18 protein-coding genes are annotated in these 21,071 nt (G+C 43.1%); 5 read left to right on the plus strand and 13 right to left on the minus strand.

Features of this window, described 5'->3' with window-relative positions; genetic code table 11:
• The first annotated feature begins 23 nt into the window (after positions 1–23).
• Positions 24–854 carry a 4-hydroxy-tetrahydrodipicolinate reductase gene (dapB, locus tag CXF65_RS05795; protein WP_101211365.1) on the plus strand — a complete coding sequence of 277 codons (831 nt, stop codon included), beginning with the start codon at positions 24–26 and terminating at the stop codon, positions 852–854.
• Positions 855–1,017: 163 nt separating this feature from the next.
• The gene (locus CXF65_RS05800) at positions 1,018–1,944 is read left to right on the plus strand and encodes a hypothetical protein (protein ID WP_101211366.1); all 927 of its coding nucleotides are present in this window, start codon (positions 1,018–1,020) and stop codon (positions 1,942–1,944) included.
• 279 nt (positions 1,945–2,223) lie between these two features.
• Here CXF65_RS05800 and CXF65_RS05805 read toward each other — a convergent pair whose 3' ends face one another.
• The 9 genes from CXF65_RS05805 to erpA form a co-directional block, all read right to left on the minus strand.
• Positions 2,224–3,399 carry a type III PLP-dependent enzyme gene (locus CXF65_RS05805; RefSeq protein ID WP_101211383.1) on the minus strand — a complete coding sequence of 392 codons (1,176 nt, stop codon included), beginning with the start codon at positions 3,397–3,399 and terminating at the stop codon, positions 2,224–2,226.
• A 110-nt stretch (positions 3,400–3,509) separates the two neighbouring features.
• Entirely contained in the window at positions 3,510–4,064 is a 555-nt protein-coding gene (gene def / locus CXF65_RS05810) for a peptide deformylase (protein WP_101211367.1), read from the minus strand.
• A gap of 252 nt (positions 4,065–4,316) precedes the next feature.
• On the minus strand, positions 4,317–4,571 hold the full coding sequence (locus tag CXF65_RS05815; RefSeq protein ID WP_025652624.1) for a GlsB/YeaQ/YmgE family stress response membrane protein: 255 nt from the start codon (positions 4,569–4,571) through the stop codon (positions 4,317–4,319).
• A 328-nt stretch (positions 4,572–4,899) separates the two neighbouring features.
• Positions 4,900–6,393, minus strand: a complete 1,494-nt coding sequence (gene mpl / locus CXF65_RS05820; RefSeq protein ID WP_101211368.1) for a UDP-N-acetylmuramate:L-alanyl-gamma-D-glutamyl-meso-diaminopimelate ligase — start codon at positions 6,391–6,393, stop codon at positions 4,900–4,902.
• Between the two features lie 332 nt (positions 6,394–6,725).
• Positions 6,726–7,355 carry a copper resistance protein NlpE N-terminal domain-containing protein gene (locus CXF65_RS05825; RefSeq protein ID WP_101211369.1) on the minus strand — a complete coding sequence of 210 codons (630 nt, stop codon included), beginning with the start codon at positions 7,353–7,355 and terminating at the stop codon, positions 6,726–6,728.
• Between the two features lie 549 nt (positions 7,356–7,904).
• Positions 7,905–8,432, minus strand: coding sequence for a disulfide bond formation protein B (locus CXF65_RS05830; protein ID WP_101211370.1), 528 nt, complete (start codon positions 8,430–8,432; stop codon positions 7,905–7,907).
• A 92-nt stretch (positions 8,433–8,524) separates the two neighbouring features.
• Positions 8,525–10,099, minus strand: a complete 1,575-nt coding sequence (gene gshA, locus CXF65_RS05835) for a glutamate--cysteine ligase (RefSeq protein ID WP_101211371.1) — start codon at positions 10,097–10,099, stop codon at positions 8,525–8,527.
• A gap of 422 nt (positions 10,100–10,521) precedes the next feature.
• Positions 10,522–10,878: a hypothetical protein gene (locus CXF65_RS05840; protein ID WP_101211372.1), complete on the minus strand. Its 357-nt coding sequence runs from the start codon at positions 10,876–10,878 to the stop codon at positions 10,522–10,524.
• Positions 10,879–11,182: 304 nt separating this feature from the next.
• Positions 11,183–11,563 carry an iron-sulfur cluster insertion protein ErpA gene (gene erpA / locus CXF65_RS05845; protein ID WP_025652618.1) on the minus strand — a complete coding sequence of 127 codons (381 nt, stop codon included), beginning with the start codon at positions 11,561–11,563 and terminating at the stop codon, positions 11,183–11,185.
• 418 nt (positions 11,564–11,981) lie between these two features.
• Between erpA and CXF65_RS05850 the strand changes: the two genes are divergently transcribed.
• Positions 11,982–14,009, plus strand: coding sequence for an ABC-F family ATP-binding cassette domain-containing protein (locus CXF65_RS05850; RefSeq protein WP_101211373.1), 2,028 nt, complete (start codon positions 11,982–11,984; stop codon positions 14,007–14,009).
• 87 nt (positions 14,010–14,096) lie between these two features.
• Here the strand turns inward: CXF65_RS05850 and CXF65_RS05855 are convergent, their stop codons facing one another.
• The gene (locus CXF65_RS05855) at positions 14,097–14,459 is read right to left on the minus strand and encodes a septal ring lytic transglycosylase RlpA family protein (RefSeq protein WP_025652616.1); all 363 of its coding nucleotides are present in this window, start codon (positions 14,457–14,459) and stop codon (positions 14,097–14,099) included.
• 873 nt (positions 14,460–15,332) lie between these two features.
• Here CXF65_RS05855 and CXF65_RS05860 point away from each other — a divergent pair.
• Positions 15,333–16,364, plus strand: coding sequence for a DnaJ C-terminal domain-containing protein (locus CXF65_RS05860; RefSeq protein WP_101211374.1), 1,032 nt, complete (start codon positions 15,333–15,335; stop codon positions 16,362–16,364).
• Between the two features lie 111 nt (positions 16,365–16,475).
• A complete protein-coding gene (locus tag CXF65_RS05865) occupies positions 16,476–16,802 on the plus strand; it encodes a chaperone modulator CbpM (protein ID WP_025652614.1) in 327 nt (108 codons plus the stop codon).
• Between the two features lie 90 nt (positions 16,803–16,892).
• Here the strand turns inward: CXF65_RS05865 and sstT are convergent, their stop codons facing one another.
• The 3 genes from sstT to CXF65_RS05880 form a co-directional block, all read right to left on the minus strand.
• Positions 16,893–18,095 (minus strand): serine/threonine transporter SstT, encoded by a 1,203-nt coding sequence (sstT, locus tag CXF65_RS05870; RefSeq protein WP_101211375.1) that lies wholly within the window; start codon positions 18,093–18,095, stop codon positions 16,893–16,895.
• Positions 18,096–18,411: 316 nt separating this feature from the next.
• The gene (locus tag CXF65_RS05875; RefSeq protein ID WP_101211376.1) at positions 18,412–18,903 is read right to left on the minus strand and encodes a DNA polymerase III subunit chi; all 492 of its coding nucleotides are present in this window, start codon (positions 18,901–18,903) and stop codon (positions 18,412–18,414) included.
• Positions 18,904–18,952: 49 nt separating this feature from the next.
• Positions 18,953–20,602, minus strand: a complete 1,650-nt coding sequence (locus CXF65_RS05880) for a leucyl aminopeptidase (protein WP_101211377.1) — start codon at positions 20,600–20,602, stop codon at positions 18,953–18,955.
• Between the last annotated feature and the right edge of the window lie 469 nt (positions 20,603–21,071).

The raw sequence follows: 21,071 nt of genomic DNA on the forward strand, positions 1-21,071 counted from the left end.
AATAAAATATTTAGGACAGAGATATGAGTCAACAAGTAAAAAACCAAGCTATTAAAGTCGGTGTCATCGGTGCCGGTGGGCGTATGGGGCGTATGCTTATTGAAGCGGTACAGGACAACTCGCAAACTGCGCTTAACGCCGCAATTGAACGTCAAGGTTCAAGCCTTGTCGGTGCAGATGCGGGCGAAGTTGCAGCGATTGGTCGTTTAGATGTACAGATTGTCGATGATTTAAAAACAGTTATTAATGACATCGATGTGCTGATTGATTTTAGCTTGCCAGATGCCACTGAGCAAAATATGCAAATCTGTGCAGCGCATAAGGTGGCGATGGTGATTGGCACTACAGGATTCAATGAGCAGCAAGAGAAAGTCTTGGCAAAAGCGAGTGAGCAAGTTGCTATCGTTTATGCGGGTAACTATTCAACAGGCGTTAATTTGTCATTAAAGTTGCTCGGCATGGCAGCCAAAGCCTTTGGCACTGATGCGGATGTAGAGGTCATCGAAGCCCATCATAAGCACAAAATCGATGCCCCATCAGGCACAGCTTACATGATGGCAGAGGCCGTCGCAGAGGCTCGCGGACAGAACTTAAAGGACGTCGCTGTCTATGGTCGCGAAGGGCAAACAGGCGAGCGCGAAGCGGGTAGCATTGGTATTCATGCGATACGGGGCGGTGAAATCATCGGCGATCATACCGTGATGTTTATTGCAGATGGTGAAGTGGTTGAGATTACCCATCGTGCGCGCGCGCGTATGACCTTTGCCGCTGGTGCAGTACGTGCGGCAACTTGGGTAATTAAGCAGGAAGTCGGGCAATATAATATGCAGGATGTTTTAGGCTTAAATGACTAAGGCTTAAATGAATAAGGCTTAAATGAATAAGGCTTAAATGAATAAGGCTTAAATGAATAAGGCTTAAATACCTCATACTTAAATGACTAAGGGTTTTTGCTGATGGTTTGATAGCTGCTAAGTATGGCTTTTGATAGCGTTTAACTATTGTTAGAGGTCAATTATGAATAAGTTGAGCGAACATTTAAGAGAGAGTTTTGGTCGGGTAGTGGCTATACTTAACATTGTTAAAAATATAAAAACTGTCAAAGCCATAAGTTATAAGCGTCCGATAGCATTTACTTTAAGTTTAACGGTACTGCCGATAGTCGTACAAGCAGCTACTTTTCAAACCTACGTCATCCATACCTATGGTGGTGATGCACTGTTGCCTGCGGTACGCCAGCAATTGAATAATAGTCGCGATGGCGGTACGGTGTCTACTTATCAGGATAAGCTGGTATTGCATACCACCGCCGCTAATTATCAAGCGGTACAGCAATTACTGAGTCAAATTGACGGTCAACCACAGGCGTTGATCGTTGCTGTGCGTGTTGGTAATAATAGTGATTCTCAAAGTAATATTCAGCAAGGTCAGGTTATTATTAGCAATCGCGGCATTGAGGGTTCAGAGATAATTAATCAGCGCAATAGTCAGCAGCAAGGCAATAATTTATATCAAGTACAAACGCTATCTGGTAGTGCCGCGAGCATTAGTACAGGCACGCTCTATGCGCTGACTCAAACCTATCATGCCACTACGTATCCAACTTATAATCGACCATCGGGGCAGATTATTATTCAGCAGCAAGTATTACTGCCAACGACGCAAGGCATTGCTGTGACGCCACGGCTACTACCAAACGGGCAAGTCGAAGTGCAGTTATCACAAGTTGATGAGCAGCTCGTGCGTTCTCATTCGTCTTATAAGCAAAATAGTTATAATGCTATTCAAGGTCAGCGCTTAAATAGTACCATTGTCGTACCACGTGGACAGTGGGTGACGATCGGTCAGATTTCACAGAATAATCAAACCCAACGCTCAAGCTATGGCAGTAATCGCACTGTTAATAACACTAATAGTATGCCTATCTCGCTGTTAGTGCAGTAGTTAGTATTACATCGTTCCTTGTTATTCAAGGAGTTATAGTTGATCTATTTTTTAAAAGAATACAGTGCTGCTGGGACTAATTTTTTGTAGCCTCTGTCTGCGTAGGCATAGCAAGCAAGAAAAATTTGTCCCAGTAGCGCGTTATAACATCTGTGCTTCTTTTATTTAGAAATGATTATAATAATGGGCGGCATAGATGATAGATGAAAAAGCATAAAAAAGCGCGGCACTGCTAATCACAGTACCGCGCTTTTCTTATTGCTGAGCATTCACTGAGAATTAATCAATATAAACCACTTCTAACGGTGGAAAACCATTGAACTCGACCGATGAATACGAGTTGGTATACGCACCCGTGGTTAACCAAAAGATTTTATCGCCAATTTCTAGCTCTTCTGGTAATTGATAACCTGCTTCTTCATACATGATATCGGTTGAGTCACAGGTTGGACCGGCCAATACGACCGTACCTTCGCTGGTTGAGGTTTCCATCTTAGGCGTATAAACTGGATATTTAATCGCTTCACCCAAGGTTTCAATTAAGCCTTGGAACAAACCCACATCAGTATAGACCCAACGCGTCAAGTCAGTATGCGACTTACGCGAAATGAGCACCACGTCACTGACCAATACCCCTGAACCACCGACCAATGAGCGACCGGGTTCTAGGATAATCTCCGGCATATCTTCCTCATCATAATCATCCGTCAAATAACGAGTGATTTCTTCAGCGTAAACTTTTACGGGATTCACTTCACTAATATAATTGGCTGGAAAACCGCCGCCTAAGTTGATCATTTGCAGCTTAATATCTTCTTCGTTTTTCATCCAGTCAAACATATATTTGACCTTGGCTAAGGCATCATCCCAAGCGGCAACATCTTTTTGCTGGCTACCCACATGGAACGAGATACCATAAGGCACTAGACCCAAATCACGGGCTTGAATCAACAGCTCAATTGCCATGTTTGGATGGCAACCAAACTTACGAGACAATGGCCACTCAGCGGTCTCAGAGCCTTGTACTAAGATACGCACAAATATTTTTGAACCAGGAGCGTATTTGGCAATATTTTTTAGATCGGCTTCTGAGTCGGTCGCATACAAATCAATGCCTTTCTCAAAAGCATATTTGACGTGCTCGGCTTTTTTGATGGTGTTGCCATAAGAAATACGCGATGGCTCAACGCCGCAGTCAAGGACACGATCAAGCTCATAAATGGACGCACAATCAAAGTTTGAGCCCAGTTCAGCCAATAGATTAATGACTTCGACAGCAGGGCTGGCTTTCATCGCATAATGCAACTTGGCATTCGGAAAAAAACCAACCATTTCATGATATTTGGTTTTGATACGACTCAGGTCCACCACTAAGAATGGGGTTTCGCGACCTTCGGCAGCTTTGGTGAATTTCTGCCAGCCGGCAGGGTCAAAATATTGGTCAATTTTGATCATGGTCATGGTGGGGAACCTTAAGTTAACACAGGATAGGATGAATAATAAAAACCAATGCATGCTTGAGATAATCGGACAATAGGTCCTGAATTAACTATAAATGCATCCAATTAAGAGTTGGTGGTTTGCGGCTGCTTTTCAGCGGCTGGCTCACCTTGCTTTTCACGTATTTTGAGCACTTTACGAACTTTATCACGTGCCCGCGTTTGCTTAAGACGTGATAAATAATCGACGAATATGACCCCATTTAGATGATCCATCTCATGCTGGATACAGACGGCAAGTAGGCCTTCGACTTCTTCATCGATCTTTTCGCCGTTCTCATCTAAGGCTTCAATGCGCACTTTATTAGGGCGTTCAACTTTATCATAGACCTCAGGGACTGACAAACAACCTTCTTCATACGGTTGCTTTTCTTCTACCAATGGCGTGACTTTTGGGTTAATAAAAACCTTTGGATCGTTTTTATCTTCTGACAAATCGATAACGATGAGCTGAATATGACGATCGACTTGACTGGCAGCCAGACCAATACCTTGGGCGTCATACATGGTCTCAATCATATCAGCGATTAAGGTTTTGATTTCAGCAGTGACTTCCTTGACAGGCTTCGCAATCGTGCGTAAGCGCGGGTCTGGATAGCTTAAGATAGGGAGTAAAGCCATAACGCTCACCTCAATGATAAGGACAAAATAGGGTTGATATTATAAGATAAATGGGGACAAAAGTAATGCTTATCAATACTTTCGCGCAACTATTACTTTTTAGCATAGTAAAAACCAAGATAGTCACTTTTATTAGGGTCATAAAAAAGCCCTGCAAATAGCAAGGCTTTTCGATTGGTCTCGGTTAAACGCTCGTTGGTTCAACTCAAGTGGTTTTGCTCACTTTGTCTGACCAAACTGTTTAATTAGAGGTTATACACCACGTTTGCTCATGATCATCTCATAGATGAAGAGCAAGATAATGGCACCGATTACTGAGAATATTAGACCAGTAAAGCCACCATCAGCATTTATGCCGATAACGCTAGCAATGACACCACCCAATAAAGCACCAACGATACCCAAGACAATGGTCATAATCCAACCCATAGGGTCGCTACCTGGCTTAATTGCTCGTGCTAATAGACCAGCGACCAAACCTACGATAATCATCCAAATAAAGCCCATTTCATTCTCCTAATTTATTGTAATTTAAATGTATTATTAATTATTAATGGTTTTGATAAATACATTGTAAGGACTCTATAGGAATAAGAGTAAGCACAAAATGTTACCAGTGTACGGGCTATGTGAGAAAAAACCTCGAATTGCTATCGCACAGGTGCAATAGGTAAACGAAAGGTTAAAAAGGTAGCAATGTCGCTAATATTTGAATATTCAACAGACCCTAGTCTGAGTTGATTATAATTTATAAAAGATGAGCATAAAAATAGCGCCGTTTATGATTAATAAGCGACGCTATCATTCTGACAGTAGTTTTGATTGGTCGGTTGAACTATTGCTCGCGCAAGGCCGTTAATAGGCGCTGATGAATATTCTCAAAGCCGCCATTAGACATAATGACAATCGCATCACCAGCTTTTGCATGGCTAGTGATATGTTCAATAATAGCATCGACGCTAGAGAGTACCTGTTGGTTGTCGATATTAGGATTGGCAGTATTGGCATTGTCGATGACGTCTTTTAGACCCCATTCGAGACCAGTAGGCTCATACCAAAGTGTATAGTCGGCAAGGGCGGCAGACTCAGCCAAACTGTCTTGATGAATACCCATTTTCATGGTGTTACTACGTGGCTCAATGATTGCCCAAATGCGTCTATCAGCCAGTTTCTTTTTGGCACCATCCAACGTGGTGGTGATGGCAGTCGGATGATGGGCAAAGTCATCAAACACTAAAATATTATTTACATCACCGATGAGTTCCATACGACGCTTGATACCAGCAAATGCTGATAACGCTGCGCAAGCAGTTTTGACATCGACGCCAACATTATAGGCAGCGGCGACAGCAACCAGTGCATTATTGACGTTGTGAATACCGCTCATCGACCAATCGATGAGCGCTGTGGCTTCTTTATCAGCTGCGAAACTAACCTTGAATTGACCGCCGTCTTTGCTAATAAGTTCGGCTTGCCAGTCGCTACTGTTTTTTAGAGTCGTATTATTGTCGCCGTCATTAGCATTAGCCTCTGTTGAGTCAATCACTGCCGTGCGCCAAATAGGCGTCCAAACGCCTTTTGCTAAGGTATCTTCTAGGCTAATAGTTGCTGCCGGCATGATAATTTTACCCGTGCTCGGAATCATGCGTACCATGTGATGGAACTGGGTCTGGATAGCATCGAGATCTGCAAAAATATCAGCATGATCAAATTCAAGGTTGTTTAAAATAGCGGTACGCGGGCGATAATGAACGAATTTTGAACGCTTATCAAAAAACGCCGAATCATACTCATCAGCTTCAATCACGAAATAGCCAGTTTTTTCTGCTGCATCATTGGTTTTCTCAGCACCCAAATAGCTGCTATGTGCAAAAACTTGCTGCAAATGCTCGTCAGTGGTATCGACTAGCGGCACACCACCAATCAAAAACCCTGCATCAATACCTGAATAATGCAGTATCCAGGCAAGCATGGTCGTCGTCGTGGTTTTACCATGAGTACCGGCAACGGCGATGACGTGACGCGACTGCAACACTTTTTCAGACAAAAATTGTGGCCCTGAAGTATAGCGTAGACCTGTGTCTAGCATATATTCGATGACATCCATCCCGCGCTTCATGGCGTTACCAACGACGACTAAATCTGGCGCTGGCTGCAAGTGCTCTATCAGATAGCCTTGCTCAATCGTCACGCCCGCATCTTCAAGTTGGGTAGACATCGGTGGATAGACATTGGCATCTGAGCCCGTGACCGTATGTCCAAGTTCGCGTGCCAATAAGGCCAATGAGCCCATAAAAGTACCACAAATACCAAGAATATGAATATGCATAGACGTTCCGTACGAGCTTGAATAAGAAAATGAAATTGTAGAGTTATCCGAAAAGGTAGCAACATCAAAGCGCTGCGTATTTTAGGACGTACCCAACCTATTGGTCACGAGTGCTGGCTATATCAGAGCATTGATAAATGGTTACGGCGCAAACCTCGCTTGCTATACTAAACGACCTATTTGCGCTCGGTTGTTCTATAGCCAGCAGGCACTTATTGTAAAGTAAACACTGTTGGATGACCAATAAAAAACGCCCAATAGATAGGCGTTATGCGACTGCTTATTTGGCATCATTAGATTGAGTGTATTCAATCTTTTATACTGCTGCACTTTTATCTGCGTGACAAAGTATAGTCACCGTTGGGATTTTTGTACTCATCCATCATCACCAGATGGTTGTCTTGGATATGATAGGTTTCGATATGCTTACTTTCATAAACAATCGTAATTGTATCATTGTCTTGGCGATAAATACCCGACTCGAGCAATGGCTGGCGCGGCGGCTCAGCACTATTATAGAGGCTGGTTTTTAACACTGAACCATCGGCGAATAAGTTCAGAGTAATATCGATATTGTCGCAAGATGCGCAAGGAACCATACCACCATAATCGCCCATTAACGTAGCCTGTAATGCACTATTATCATTTGGCTCTGAGATCATGAGTGAGTGACGTGTATGCGTGTCATCATCGGGTTGGGCGGCGTTAATGAGCGATTGACCTGTATCTGCATTGGCCGATATATCAGTATCCGTTTGCTGATTGTCTTGCGCAGCATCTTGCAGAGCAGCGTTTTCCGTATTATCGACGGGGGCAACTTTAGTGCTTATGCCTTTATTGGTCGTCGACGAAGAGCTGTCGCAACCAATAAGCAGTAAGCAGATAGGCACGGCTAATAAGGGTCGACGAGCGCGTCTTATGATATTAGAACTGGTAGAAAAAATAGACGTAAGATATATCATGGCATACCAAAAACAGTTTTTAAATAGATTCTAGAAACGTTACGAGTATTGTCAATTATGACCGAGCCAGCGCGATCGCCGAAGCTCAATGGCTGTTATCAGAGATAAAAGCGGACGAGCTTACTGAGTCCGTATTAGGCGTCTGACGGCATTGTTTTATCGGTTGGTATCGATTAATAATAAGGCTGAGCTATAGATATTGAACATTGTGCTTGTTCATTAATGGCTAGTAGCTAATGGTTGATAGTTAACGAATGTATAATTAAAACACATCATTATACCATTTAAGTATACAAGCTGTCTCACCATACCAAAGCTCAAAGATATCTATGTGGACTTTTTGTTATAATCAACTCGATGGGAGAACAGATAGGGTAGCACTTATAACGACACTTATAATAAATAATAGCGATTCAATAACAGCGATAAATACAGCGCATAAAAAAGAAAGCGCATAAAAAAATGGCAAATCCCTTTATGTTAGAGATTTGCCATTGTATAAAAGTATAAAGCGTTATCTTGCTTGGTAGTTAGCCGCGCCGATTGCTGTTAAGCACGACGAATAGGGGTAGCAGGGCGTACGATGCGCCATAATATTATTACATGCACTATCAATAGAATGCTAAAAAGAATCAGTGATTGCTCAGGAATACTCAAGCCCATAAATCGCCAAGCAATCTCAGCACACTCACCAGAACCAGCAAACACTTCATTCAAGACTTGCTTCATTGGTAAGGTGTCGAGCCAATAGTCTAATCCCGGACCACAAGAAGGGACTTGGTCAGCGGGCAAGTGTTGTAACCAGACATGACGCACAGCAACCGCAGTAGCCCAGCCGATACCTGCTAAGCTACCAAGCCATAATATAAGTCTTACCACTTTAGATTTCGGATTAAACAGTGCTGCTATTAAGGCAAAGCCACCCATAACCATCAGGCCGATACGCTGAAAAATACAAAGTGGGCAAGGTGATAGACCCAGATGGCGCTGTAAATAAAACAGCGCAAAGCTCATTCCTATCACTGCCATTAATACCAAAAAGACTTGCAAGTTACGGTAGGTGGTTAGCTTTAGCATTGGTCAAATACTCTTATAAAATAATCAATAAAACACTATAATCAATAAAACACTATAAACAATAAAATACCATGAACAATAGAAAACGTTAATTAGCGATACTGTTGTAAGAAGTCCATAAAGTCTTCGGTCTCGGCGGCTTCAATTTCTGCTTGCTGAAGTATTGATTTTTCAGCCAATACTTCATATTTGGCTTGGTTGTTGGGGCTAAGAGTTTGTTGCAAGAGAGAATCACGATGCTGCTGCGCTAAGGTAAAGCCCAGCTGCCATAAACTGCCTAGACGTTTGCTATCAGAGTTTACTTGCGCCGATATGGTCGATTCAGAATGTCCCGCTTTGCCTTGCATCAATGCTACCGCCGCACGGTAGTCATTACCACCATAGTGCGCATCGAGTAGGGCGGCTAGAGGTTGCATACGATCTAGGTGTATCAACATCCAGCTTTCTAGTGATTGCTCCGCACCATTATTCATGATGTGCAAATTGTCACGGCGACCTTCATTGACCACGCGCTCAAGATTGATGGCCAGCGCTTCTTCTTCCTCAGGCATCAATTCAGGCGAATCATTTAGCAAGCAATAAAGCGCCATCACTTCTAAAAAACAAGCGCTCGATAGACGGATACCGATATCGCTATAAGGATCGAGATCAATAGCGCGGAACTCAACGTAAGCGATGCCGCGACGCTCCAGCGCTTCGGTAGGTGTCTCGCCACTTATCGCAATTTGTTTGGGTCGGATAGGGCTATAGTATTCATTTTCTATTTGTAGAATATGGTTATTGATCTGGATAGGATGACCCTCAGCATCATCCAAACCAAGCTTTTCAAAGCTCTCGTGCGGCGTTTGAATCGCGCGGCGTAGGCCAGCGACATACTCTGGTAGATAGTTATAGCGAATATCTAGCTGCTCTTGCACACTATTGGTATAGCCAAGCTTGCCCATACGTAGGCTGGTCGCTGCAGGCTTGTAATAAGTTGAATCGTTGAGCAGCTCTAAATCGTGCTCGCGTCCTGCTATAAAACAAGGACAGACACTGGGACTGGCACCTAGCAAATAAAGCACCAGACTGGTCAGGCGCTTAAAGTTGCGAATCAGACCTAGGTACTTCTCATTCTTAAATTCTGTCAACGTTTGGCTTTGCGCAGCTGGTACTTTTGCTTGCCACGCTTCGAATAGGTTGTCACCGAAAGATAAGTTGTAATGCAAACCAGCAATCGTCTGCATGCGGCGACCATAACGAATACCCAGACCACTACGATATAACGTTTTTAGCTTACCCGTGTTAGAGCTACCATAATCCGCCAAAGGGATGTCTTCGTCTTTGGATGACAGCATGCATGGCATCGATAGCGGCCACATGAGCTCACCTTCAGGCATACCTTGGTACACTAAAAGATGGAGCTGACGCAGCATATTTAGCGTCTCTTTGGGGCTGGTTTTTGGGTCAGTGATGAGCTCAAGCAAGCTCTCAGAATAATCGGTTGTAATAAAGGGATGCGTGAGCTTGGAGCCAAGTTTGATTGGGTGCGGCGTTTGCGCCAAATAGCCATCGGGCTTGACGCGCAGACCTTCTTTTTCGATACCGCGCAGCATACCCGCTAAGTGCTGGGTATCAAACCAATTAGGGATTTCAAAACTAACAAACCTATGTGCAAAATTACTCATAATAGTCATCTATTGTTATTTGTTATGGCGGCTCAAAACACGACAGGTGTATGACCATAAAAGAGGTAGGTATTTAGATTAATAATGACGTCAGTTTAGCTCAAAGCCACCCTGAAAACCACGGACAATTACAAATACAATAAGCTTTGCTTAAAGTCAGTTGATAGCTGTTTGGCTAATAAACTTGGCGTATTTACGTCGGTATTACACGTTTTATAGTTACTCATGAATACTTTAGGTCAGTAAGTGATTGTTGTCTATATCATTGATAATAAAAAATTTATTGCCAAAAACAAGGGATTGGCTAAACTAAAAAAAGCACCTACCAAGTGGGTAGATGCTTTAGAACACTACTATCAATCAAGATAGGTGCGGATATTATCACGAGCAAATGAGTGAGTTATAACGGGCTCATTACTGACTTAAGAAAAATCTAATTCAGTTTCAAAGCTTTTTAGGTTATGACGTGCCATCGCTAGGTTTGACTTTTGACGATCAAGCACAAGATATAAGAACAAGTTGTCGTTGCGTACTAATGGACGTAGCAAGTGATACTGCTTGCTTAGGGTAATCAGGATATCTTCGATGCTCTCATTCAGACCTAGTGCTGCGGCAACCTTACGTTTAGAGCGCAATACTTCCGTGTTACCAGCAGCGGCAAGCTCAAGATCGATGCCCGTACCTAGAGTTGCAAGTGCTAGACCTGATTCACTATCTACTAATGCTGCTGCGATAAAGCCGTCAATCTCGTTTAATGCATCAAGTGTTAACTTAGCCATTGTCATGTACCTTAATTGTTTGGGATATAAAGAGAGTTTCTCAAAAATGTCATCAATTAATAGCTTCGATTAATCAGCTTACATTCGAATTGATTAATATAGCTACTCAAACTGTGGTGATATTTAAGCATATCCTTATAATAAAACAATAAAAAACCGACCAAATAGGCTTTTAGTCGGATTATCGGCGCGCAATATGATATTAAGTATACAACCGTACACTTAATTTATCACAATAGTTTTCTATTTATTTAGCATTGATTAATAATAGTTATCAATCAAAAGCCTAAATCCACTATTTAACTTAGATGGAAAATGACGAGCCGCAACCACAAGTAGTCGTGGCGTTCGGGTTGGTGACGATAAAGCGCGCGCCTTCTAGTCCTTCGGTATAATCAACGGTAGAGCCTTGCAGATACTGATAGCTTAAAGAGTCTACCACTAGAGTGACGTCGCCATTATCAAAGTTGGCATCGTCCTCATTTAGGTCATTGGCAAAGTTAAAGCCATAAGAAAAACCTGAGCAGCCGCCACCAGTCACATAGACGCGCAGCATAAGATCGCTGTCACCTTCTTCTTCGCGCAAGCGCCGCACTTTTTGTGCGGCACTGTCGGTTAGGCTTAATACGGTAGGATCTACCGGCTGGCTTGAGCTTGGATTAAATTGGTTGGCTGATTCGTTCATATCTACCTCAGTTGCTAGGATCAAATGCGGTCGTCGTCCTGTTTGGGTTTGCAACTTATATGGTTGCAAATAAAGATACGCGCGGCGTTTGATTCAATTGGGTGCTGTCGTTATAGCAATGTCGTTTGGTTATTATAAGGTTGGTAGTTGCGCCATCACAACCCTTTAGTTGTCTGCGGGCATTACGCTTTTGGCAGTATATCATAATGGGGGTCACGATTAGTTTGTCAAGAGGGATCATCGTCCATACGGGTTTTAAGACTGGCTTTTTTAGCACAATAACTGCTTGGTTTTGAAATAGTTATTTAATCGTTTGCCTATGGGGCAAGCGTTTGAAATAATAGCCGCCAGTTAACATGCCAGATGTGTGTTTTTTATTGCCTTATATTTTATATTACTGTTGAGATGAAGAAATTATATGATCGAATTTAAAGACGTTGGTGTTCGCCGTGATGGTCGTGAGTTGTTTGCAGGGGCAAGCTTCCAGCTACATCCGGGCCACAAAGTTGGCTTAACGGGCAATAACGGCACTGGTAAATCGACCTTGTTTGCCTTATTACTGACGCGAATGGGCACAGGCGATACCGAGGTTACCCTTGATAGGGGCGAAGTGAGCATTCCTGATAGCTGGCATGTGGCGCATATGGCGCAGGAAGTGGGTGCGAGTGCGCAAACGGCGATTGATTATGTGTTAAGTGGTGACGAGCAGTGGTATGAGATTAACGCGGCTTTAAATGATTTGAGCAGTGTCAGTGATGAGCAGATTGGGGTGTTGCATCAGCAGTTTGATGAGATCGATGGCTATCGTACACCGACTAAAGCCGCGCAAATCATGGCGGGTCTTGGTTTTAATACCAATCAACATGAGCTGCCCGTAGAAGGGTTTTCGGGTGGTTGGCGTATGCGTTTAAACCTCGCCAAAACCTTGATGAGCCGTGCTGACTTAATGCTACTCGATGAGCCAACCAACCATTTGGACTTGGATGCCATTCTGTGGCTTGAGACTTGGATTAATGCCTTTACCGGTCTGGTCATCGTGATCTCACATGACCAAACCTTCTTAGACAATACTGTCGGTCATATCTTGCACGTTGAGCAGCAAAAAATCACCCTTTATACGGGTAACTATCAGCAGTTTATCCGTACCCGTCATGAGCGTATGGCGCAGCAGCAGCAAGCGTTTGAAAAGCAAGAAGCGACTAAGGCACATTTGGATGACTTTATTCGTCGCTTCCGTGCCAAGGCCAGTAAGGCCAAACAAGCACAGAGCCGTATCAAGCAGCTTGAGCGCATGGCAGAGCTATCACCAATGATGGCAGACAACCCGTTTTCGTTCCGCTTTTATGAGCCAGCGAATATGAGCTCGCCATTGATTGAGCTAACCGATGCCGATATTGGTTATAGCGATACGCCCCTACTTTATAATGCCAATGTGCAAGTAACCCCTGATACTCGTATCGGGCTGCTTGGGATGAATGGCGCGGGTAAATCGACGTTGGTTAAAGCCTTGGTCGGTGAGCTTAGGGTATTAAAAGGCAGTTACAAGGTTTCAGATACGCTCAAACTTGGCTACTTTAATCAGCATCAAATGGATATCCTTGATCCTAAGGCAACCCCAATCGAGATGTTACGTCGCCTAGCAGGTAAAACGTCTGATGCGATGCTGCGCTCGTTTTTAGGTAGCTTTGATTTCCGTGGCGACCGTATCGATACCATCAGTGAGCTATTCTCTGGTGGCGAGCGTGCGCGCTTAACGCTAGCTTTGATCGTTTGGCAACGTCCGAACGTCCTTGTACTCGATGAGCCAACCAACCATTTGGATTTACAAATGCGCCAAGCATTGACCATCGCCTTGCAAGGGTTTGAAGGGGCAGTGGTACTGGTCTCGCATGATCGCGAGTTGATTGCCAACGTCTGTGATGAGCTGTTTTTGGTTCATGACGGTATAATCGAAGAATTCGACGGCGACATCAGCGACTATGGTAAGTGGCTGGCAGAAAAGCGCAAGCAAGAGAACTCGACAGACAAAAGTAGCAGTAAGAAAAAGAATAAAAAAGCCAATAAGAAGTTTGTTTCACGTGAAACAGTAGAAGGAGCATCTAATAATTCTTCCTCTACTAACAAAGCACCAGCAAAAAACGAAGCTCTTCAGCCAACGCTTAGTAAAGATGCGCTGCGCAAAATGGCCGCTGAACAACGTAAATTGACCGCGCCGATACGTCGTGATATCGAAAATACAGAAAAGGCATTGGCTAACATTGATGAGCAGCTCATGGCTTTAGAAGAAAAGCTGGCTAATACTCAGCTATATGAAGAAAGCCGTAAGTCTGATTTATTGGTTTTGCTCAATGAACAAACAGCGCTACAGCAGCAGCACAGCGACAATGAAGAGAAACTATTGCTGTCTATGACGACGCTAGAGGAAATGGAAGCTGGTTTTGAATAAATAGGTTTCATGATGAGTGAAGTGGTTATTCACTGATAATAACAAGCATAAAAAAAGGGAGAGCGTTAGCTCTCCCTTTTTATTACATTATTGCAGACGGTATTTACCATCACCATAAGAGAGTATTTTCATTGTGGTCGTACAAAGCTCGCAGTTTATCTGACTAGCAGCAGCTTTAGATAAATCAAGAATGCGTCCTCGAATGAAAGGCCCTCTATCCGTAATTTTTACGATCACGCTCTGCTTGGTCTTTTTATTGGTCACTTGTACCTTCGTACCGAATGGCAAGGTTTTATGCGCAGCGGTCAAAGAGTTCATGTTAAAGATACTGCCACTGGCTGTACGCTTACCGTGAAACTTACTACCGTAATAGCTGGTATTACCAGCGAACACTGTGGTACTTAACAGTAGTGATAAAGTGATAACTAAAGACTTGATGAAATAAGACATTTAATACCTTTAAGCGATTTATAAAATAGACAGGTAGGCTTGCCTATATCGTCCATACTCCCTATGAGCATGAACACTATATCCATTTTAACGTACATAGCTTGTCATATCCTTACTGCTCTGTAAAAGAACGCTAGAGGTCAAATATTTCCATAGTAATAATCAACTAATGACCAGTAAAAATGTAGAATAAAGCATTGATTTAAAAGAAAAATTAATTGCCCTCAGACGAGGTTAGGAGCAGTTTAAACAAGGTTCTTGTAAGGCTCAGCCCTTATAATAAGACGCTTGCAGTATTATTTTTAATCAGTATGTTAGAGTAACTCAACGCTATCATATTTGAGATAAGAAACTAGGTACAAACTAATGTAAAAAAAACTTGCTATATTATTACTGTTTTGTAAGGTGTAAGAAGTCGGGTATCATCAAAAGCATCTAGCAATAATATTTTCATCGTTTTGATTAAACGGTTTTTGAATTTTGTAATACCAAGTGTTTACCAGTGCAATGCTTTGAAAAAACATATTCTGCCGTCTAAAAGTAAGTAGACAGATAAAGCCTCACTGGTAATGAGCCATAAAAGCATGTAAACCAAATTGACATTACGCCAACAGTTGTCAAAGAAAAATGATGCCAGAATCATAGTGATAAACGCTAATACAGTGACACACATCAATATAGTGACACATGCGAATAATGAGGGATTAGGTCATTCAGATAACCCAACGTCGAGTCTCGCTTGTCATCATTACTGTATTACTAATACCCCCTTATTAATTACCGCAGCAAGCGAAAAATGAAATATTGACTCATTATCCCCATATTATGTATTAACTGAATTTATTAGAAATAAATGCGATAAGGAAAAACAATATGGCAGAGAAAAATTACTATGATATTTTAGGGGTCAAAAAAGACGCCTCTGATGCTGATATTAAGAAAAAATATCGTAAGCTTGTTCGTCAATTTCATCCAGATGTCAGTGACGATCCGGACGCTGATAATAAGATTGCTGAAATCAATAACGCTTACGAGACCATTAGAGATAAAGACAAGCGCGCTGAATATGATGCCATGCTAAGCAATCCGTTTGCTGGTCAAGCTGGCACTGGCGGTTTTGGTGGCTTCGGTGGTCAATCAGCGGGCGCTGGGCAGGATGGCTTTCGCTGGGAAGATATCAAAGACCAGTTTGGTGATGGCGCAGCCTACGGCGATGGTGGCTTTCGCTTCGATGATATATTCTCGGCATTTGGTCGCGGCGCACGTGGCTCAACCAATGGGCAGGCAGGTAGCCGCTCTCAAAGTGCTGGCTTCGATCAATTTGGTGGTGGTTTTGGCGCACAAGATAGCAAGGGTCAAGACCAACATGCAGAGATTACCGTTGATTTGTCTTCGGTATATAGCGGTGATGACTATAGTATTAAGCTAAACGTCCCTGTGCGTCAGCCCAACGGCAGCGTCGATTATGACAATAAAACCCTAAAAATTAAAATCCCCAAAGGTATCACTGATGGCAAGCAAATTCGCTTAACAGGACAAGGTGCTGCTGGCGGTGGTAGTGGTAAAAATGGCGATTTATTCTTAAAAGTTAAGATTCGCCATGCAGCCAATATCCGTATCGAAGGCGCGAATGTTTATCAGACAGTAAACATAGCGCCATGGGAAGCGGCATTGGGTGAAAAAATCAATCTAACTACACCAGCAGGTACGCTTGGTGTGACGATTCCTAAAAACAGTAAATCTGGTAGCAACTTACGCTTAAAAGGTAAGGGTATCCCTGCTAAGCAAGCGGGTGATTTATACTTAACCTTAAACATCGTCAACCCTGAGATTAGCAGCGAGGCTGCAACCCAAGCTTACGAGCAGTTAAAGCAAGCCTTTGCTGATACCGCTATTGAGCGTTAAATAGAATGTTAAATAGAGTGTTAATAACAATGGCTCATTACTGCAATAAGCAACAACGAACAGAGATGAATACGATAACGATGAAATAAAGAGCATACGAGGATAATAATTATGAAAAACTCGCCTGAATTTACCGACATTATCATGAGCTTAGATGAGCTGGTATCCGCCTGTGGTCAAGAGCGCCAATGGGTCATCGAACTGATTGAAGAAAACATCATTGAATATGATGTGCCAGAGCATCAGCAATTTACCGGTTATCAGCTGACGACTGTGCGCCGTGCTTCGCGTCTAAGTCGCGACTTTGAAGCCAGCGTACCAGCGATTGGCTTGATACTGGAGCTATTAGACGAGGTGGAACAACTACGTCAACTAAAACGTCAGATAGATCTACAGACGCCAGTCATTGAAGTGGATATTGAACACTTGAAGCAGTAGTAAACAGCAGACAATAAAAAGGGCCTCACTGATTAAATGAGGCCCTTTTCTGTTTGTGGTTCTTAATTTATCAATCTGAATATCTATCAATTAACGCGAATATTTAGGATCAGCTGCTGCGGTAAATAGTACGTCAGTCGATGAGTTCAGTGCTGTTTCTGCAGAGTCTTGAATAACACCGATGATAAAGCCAATTGCCACCACTTGCATGGCGATTTCGTTTGGAATACTAAACAAGCTCGCCGCCAATGGAATCAGTAACAATGAACCACCAGCGACACCAGACGCACCGCAAGCACTAATGGTTGCCACCAGACTGAGTAGCAGCGCTGAAGCGAACGTCACTTCGATACCCAAGGTATGAGCTGCAGCCAGCGTTAAGACGTTAATCGTAATCGCCGCGCCTGCCATATTAATGGTCGCGCCCAGTGGAATCGTTACTGAATAAGTGTCTTCATGCAGACCCAGTTTACGTGCAAGGTTCATATTGACGGGAATATTGGCCGCAGAACTACGGGTAAAGAAGGCGGTAATACCAGATTCGCGCAGGCAAGTGAATACCAGTGGGTAAGGGTTTTTGCCCGTCTTAATCAGCACGATAATGGGGTTGGCGACCAAGGCGATAAATAGCATACAACCGACCAGTACCATTAAGATACGCGCATAACCCGCTAATGCACCAAAGCCTGTCTCCGCGACGGTATTGGCAACTAGACCTAAGATACCAAAGGGCGCTAGAGCAATGACCCATTTCACAACTTGCGAGATAGCATCCGCAAAATCACCGACGACAGTACGAGCCGTATCACTGGCTTGACGCAGCGCAAAGCCAATGATGATTGCCCACGCTAATATACCGATATAGTTGGCTTCAGCGATGGCGTTGATAGGGTTGGCAACCAAATTCATCAGCAAATTGGTCAACACCTCTTTGAGGTTCGCCGGTGGTACTTGCTCGATAGTAGCATTCACTAACGTCAGCTCGGTCGGGAATAAGAAGCTTGCGCCCACCGCAGTGAGGGCGGCCAAAAAAGTGCCGAACATATACATAATGAGCACAGGCTTGACGAAGACTTCATTGCCACTACGATGCTGACTAATCGCTGCGATGACCAAAATAAATACCAGTATCGGCGCCACCGCTTTTAGTGCACCCACAAATAGCGTACCCAATAAGCCTAGTGCTATACCGGTATCTGGTGCCAACCAACCAATTAATACCCCTAATATTAAACCAATAATAATGAGCGGCACCAGCCCTATACGCTGGTACATCGCAATCAATGAACGCATCTATACAACCTCGAGTTAGTCGATATGGTCGAAGCATTTGTAAATGGTTACGGCGTTACCCTCGCTTCCTGTACCTAAGTGTACGATTTGCGCTCGGTTGCCTTGTAGCCACTTAAAACAGTTTCGACGATAAATAATACATTTATAATGAAAACGGAAAACTAATCGAAGGATGGTAGCATTTTTTAAGATAAGCGCCTACCTTTAACCCATACCTGTCTAAGCAGATAGGAGGGTATATAGAGCTAAGAGCATAGCGTTGTATGAGGAAGATGGAAGCATTTTTATCGTGAAAAAATAGAAGAGATATTAAAGGTTAGACTTTAAAATGAGTCAGCTCATAGCCTAATTGTTGATAGTGCTTATATTTGTCACGACCTTGTTGCACACTCGTCGCGTCAGGTTTAATCAGCTCAAGAATACGGGTCGGTTGAGCATTACTGGTCGCTTGCATAAAGGTATTCACGGGCTGTGCCGTTGTATTGATGACGATACCGTTGAAATCTGCTGGCATATATCCGCCAAGCAGAACAGGCGCTAACTGTTCATTGGTAGCAACCTCAGTGTTATCGCTTTTAGCATTAGCACTTTCATCACTTTTAGCGAACAGGCGTTGATGCGGTATAAAACTCGTCGCCTCTTGTGCCCATAGTGCTTCATCAAGCGAGGATGATAATTCATCGTCTTTTTCAATAAGAATTAGCAACGACTGATTGCTTTTATTGAGCGCCGTTTGGGTCAACTGACAAATAAAGCCCAAGAAATCTTGGGCTTTACTGTCGCTTAATACATAAAAGCTAACTTTCATAAACTGATTTTCATAAAGTAGTTTTCATAAGTTGGTTTTCGTCAACGGATTAGACCATATTCGCGCTGTTTTTTAAGTATTGCATAAATAGCGGTACAGGGCGACCAGTGGCTGCTTTATCTTTACCCGAGTTCCATGCCGTGCCAGCGATGTCTAGATGTGCCCATGCTTGACCTTCTTCGACGAAGCGCGACAAGAAGCATGCAGCAGTCACTGCACCTGCACCTTTACCACCGATGTTTTGCATATCTGCGATAGGCGAGTCGATTAATGACTGATATTCATCATCCAACGGCATATGCCAAATGAGATCACCAGATAGGTTACTGGCATTTTCTAAATCAAACAAGACATCTTCATCATTACTGAATACAGCTGAGCGTACATGACCTAAAGCAACGACACAAGCACCCGTCAATGTGGCCACATCGATAATGGCTTTTGGCTGATAGCGTTGCACATAGCATAAAGTATCTGCCAGTACTAATCGACCTTCCGCATCGGTATTTAAAATTTCAACCGATTTGCCGTTCATGGCTTTTACGATATCACCTGGGCGCGTTGCATCACCTGATGGCATGTTTTCCGCACAGGCGAGCGCACCCACAACGTTAATCGGTAGACGCGCTTCACATAGCGCTTTAATCGTACCGAGTACCGACGCTGAACCACCCATATCAAATTTCATCTCATCCATCGCCGCACCGGGCTTGATTGAGATACCACCTGAGTCAAAGGTTACGCCTTTACCGACCAATACGATAGGTGCGTCATCATTGGCAGCTTGCATGTCATCGTTGTTTTTAGCGGCTTTTTTGTTAGCCGCTTTGGTTGGTAGTTTATCCGCCAAAGCTTTGAGACCGCCCGTTACTTTTGCGCTGCTAAGGGTAGATTTACCAGTGTTGGCACTGAATTTTGACTTGCCATAGTATTCCATGATGACCAGCTTACCTTCTTTAGCAGAGCCTTGTGCCACAGCTAAGAAGCAACCCATGCCTAGCGCTGACATCTCTTCTTCACCCAATACCGTAACTTTTAATAAGTCAGGATAGGTTTTTGCCAACGCTTCTGCTTGCTCTGCCATATAGGCAGGGAAGCAGATATTGCCGGGTTCGTTAGCCACGTCGCGAGTCAAACTTTGACCGGCAAAAACTGACTGAGCAAAGTCCAATGCTGGCTGTAGTGATTCATCAGCAACTAAATAGATATCGGTTAATTCTGGGGTACTTTGCTCAGATTTATATTTATCAAAACGATAAGTCGCTGCCAACAAGTTAAGCGCGAATTGACCAAACTGGTTTTCTTCCAGCGCGTCACCTAAGGCAACAGTAATAGAGGCTACCCGTTTTTGTGTGCTGCTATAGATGGTTTTGGTGATTTTTTGCAGGATGGTATTGTTGAGTTTATCAACGTTACCGACACCGACCAACAATAGCTGGACAGGGTTTTGCTTGGTGGTTTTTTTATCACCCGCTAAGGCATAATCAACAACCGTTTCACCAACTTTACCGTTGAAGTGAGAGACTTCAATCAATTGCTCAATACGAGCGCTATAGTCTGCCAACACTGATTCAGCAAGGATGTTCTTTTTATCATCCACTAAGACTACCAAACAGGCTTCGTCTTTGCTTTTGGCTTCTTTTTTTAGAATTTTTTGAGTATGAGTTTTTGGTAGGTGCTGAGATAATTTAATATTCATATAGTTATCCTTATTAGAGTTATAAATTTAGAAGTATAGTCAATCCTCTATAAATCAGCTACGGCGTTAGGCTCGCTCAGTCTACTATTTGTAGTACTTTCACTCGCCTTCCTTGTATCTAAATTATAGTGAACCGACTATACAAATAAGTGATGAAGACAATATCGGCATTTTGCTACTTTCATAGCACATCACTATTTTTAAAATAAAATTGTCAATGATGACTTTTCGTCATTGATCTTATATTGACCTTATGCAAAAAACTGGTCAATCAAAATAACGAACGTCAGTTAGGCTGTTGTTGTCCGCGATGAAACGGATTAGCCCATTGATTATTATTGTAGTGTAGCATATCAGCTAATTGCTGCGCAGTTGGCAAGGGTTAGGTAATGTTTTCTTATTTTTTTGCTGCACTATCTTACTAGGGCATATAGAATATTCGACTACGCCGTCATCAATAATTGACACT

It is taken from the genome of Psychrobacter sp. Sarcosine-3u-12, from assembly GCF_002836005.1.
Lineage (GTDB): Bacteria > Pseudomonadota > Gammaproteobacteria > Pseudomonadales > Moraxellaceae > Psychrobacter > Psychrobacter okhotskensis.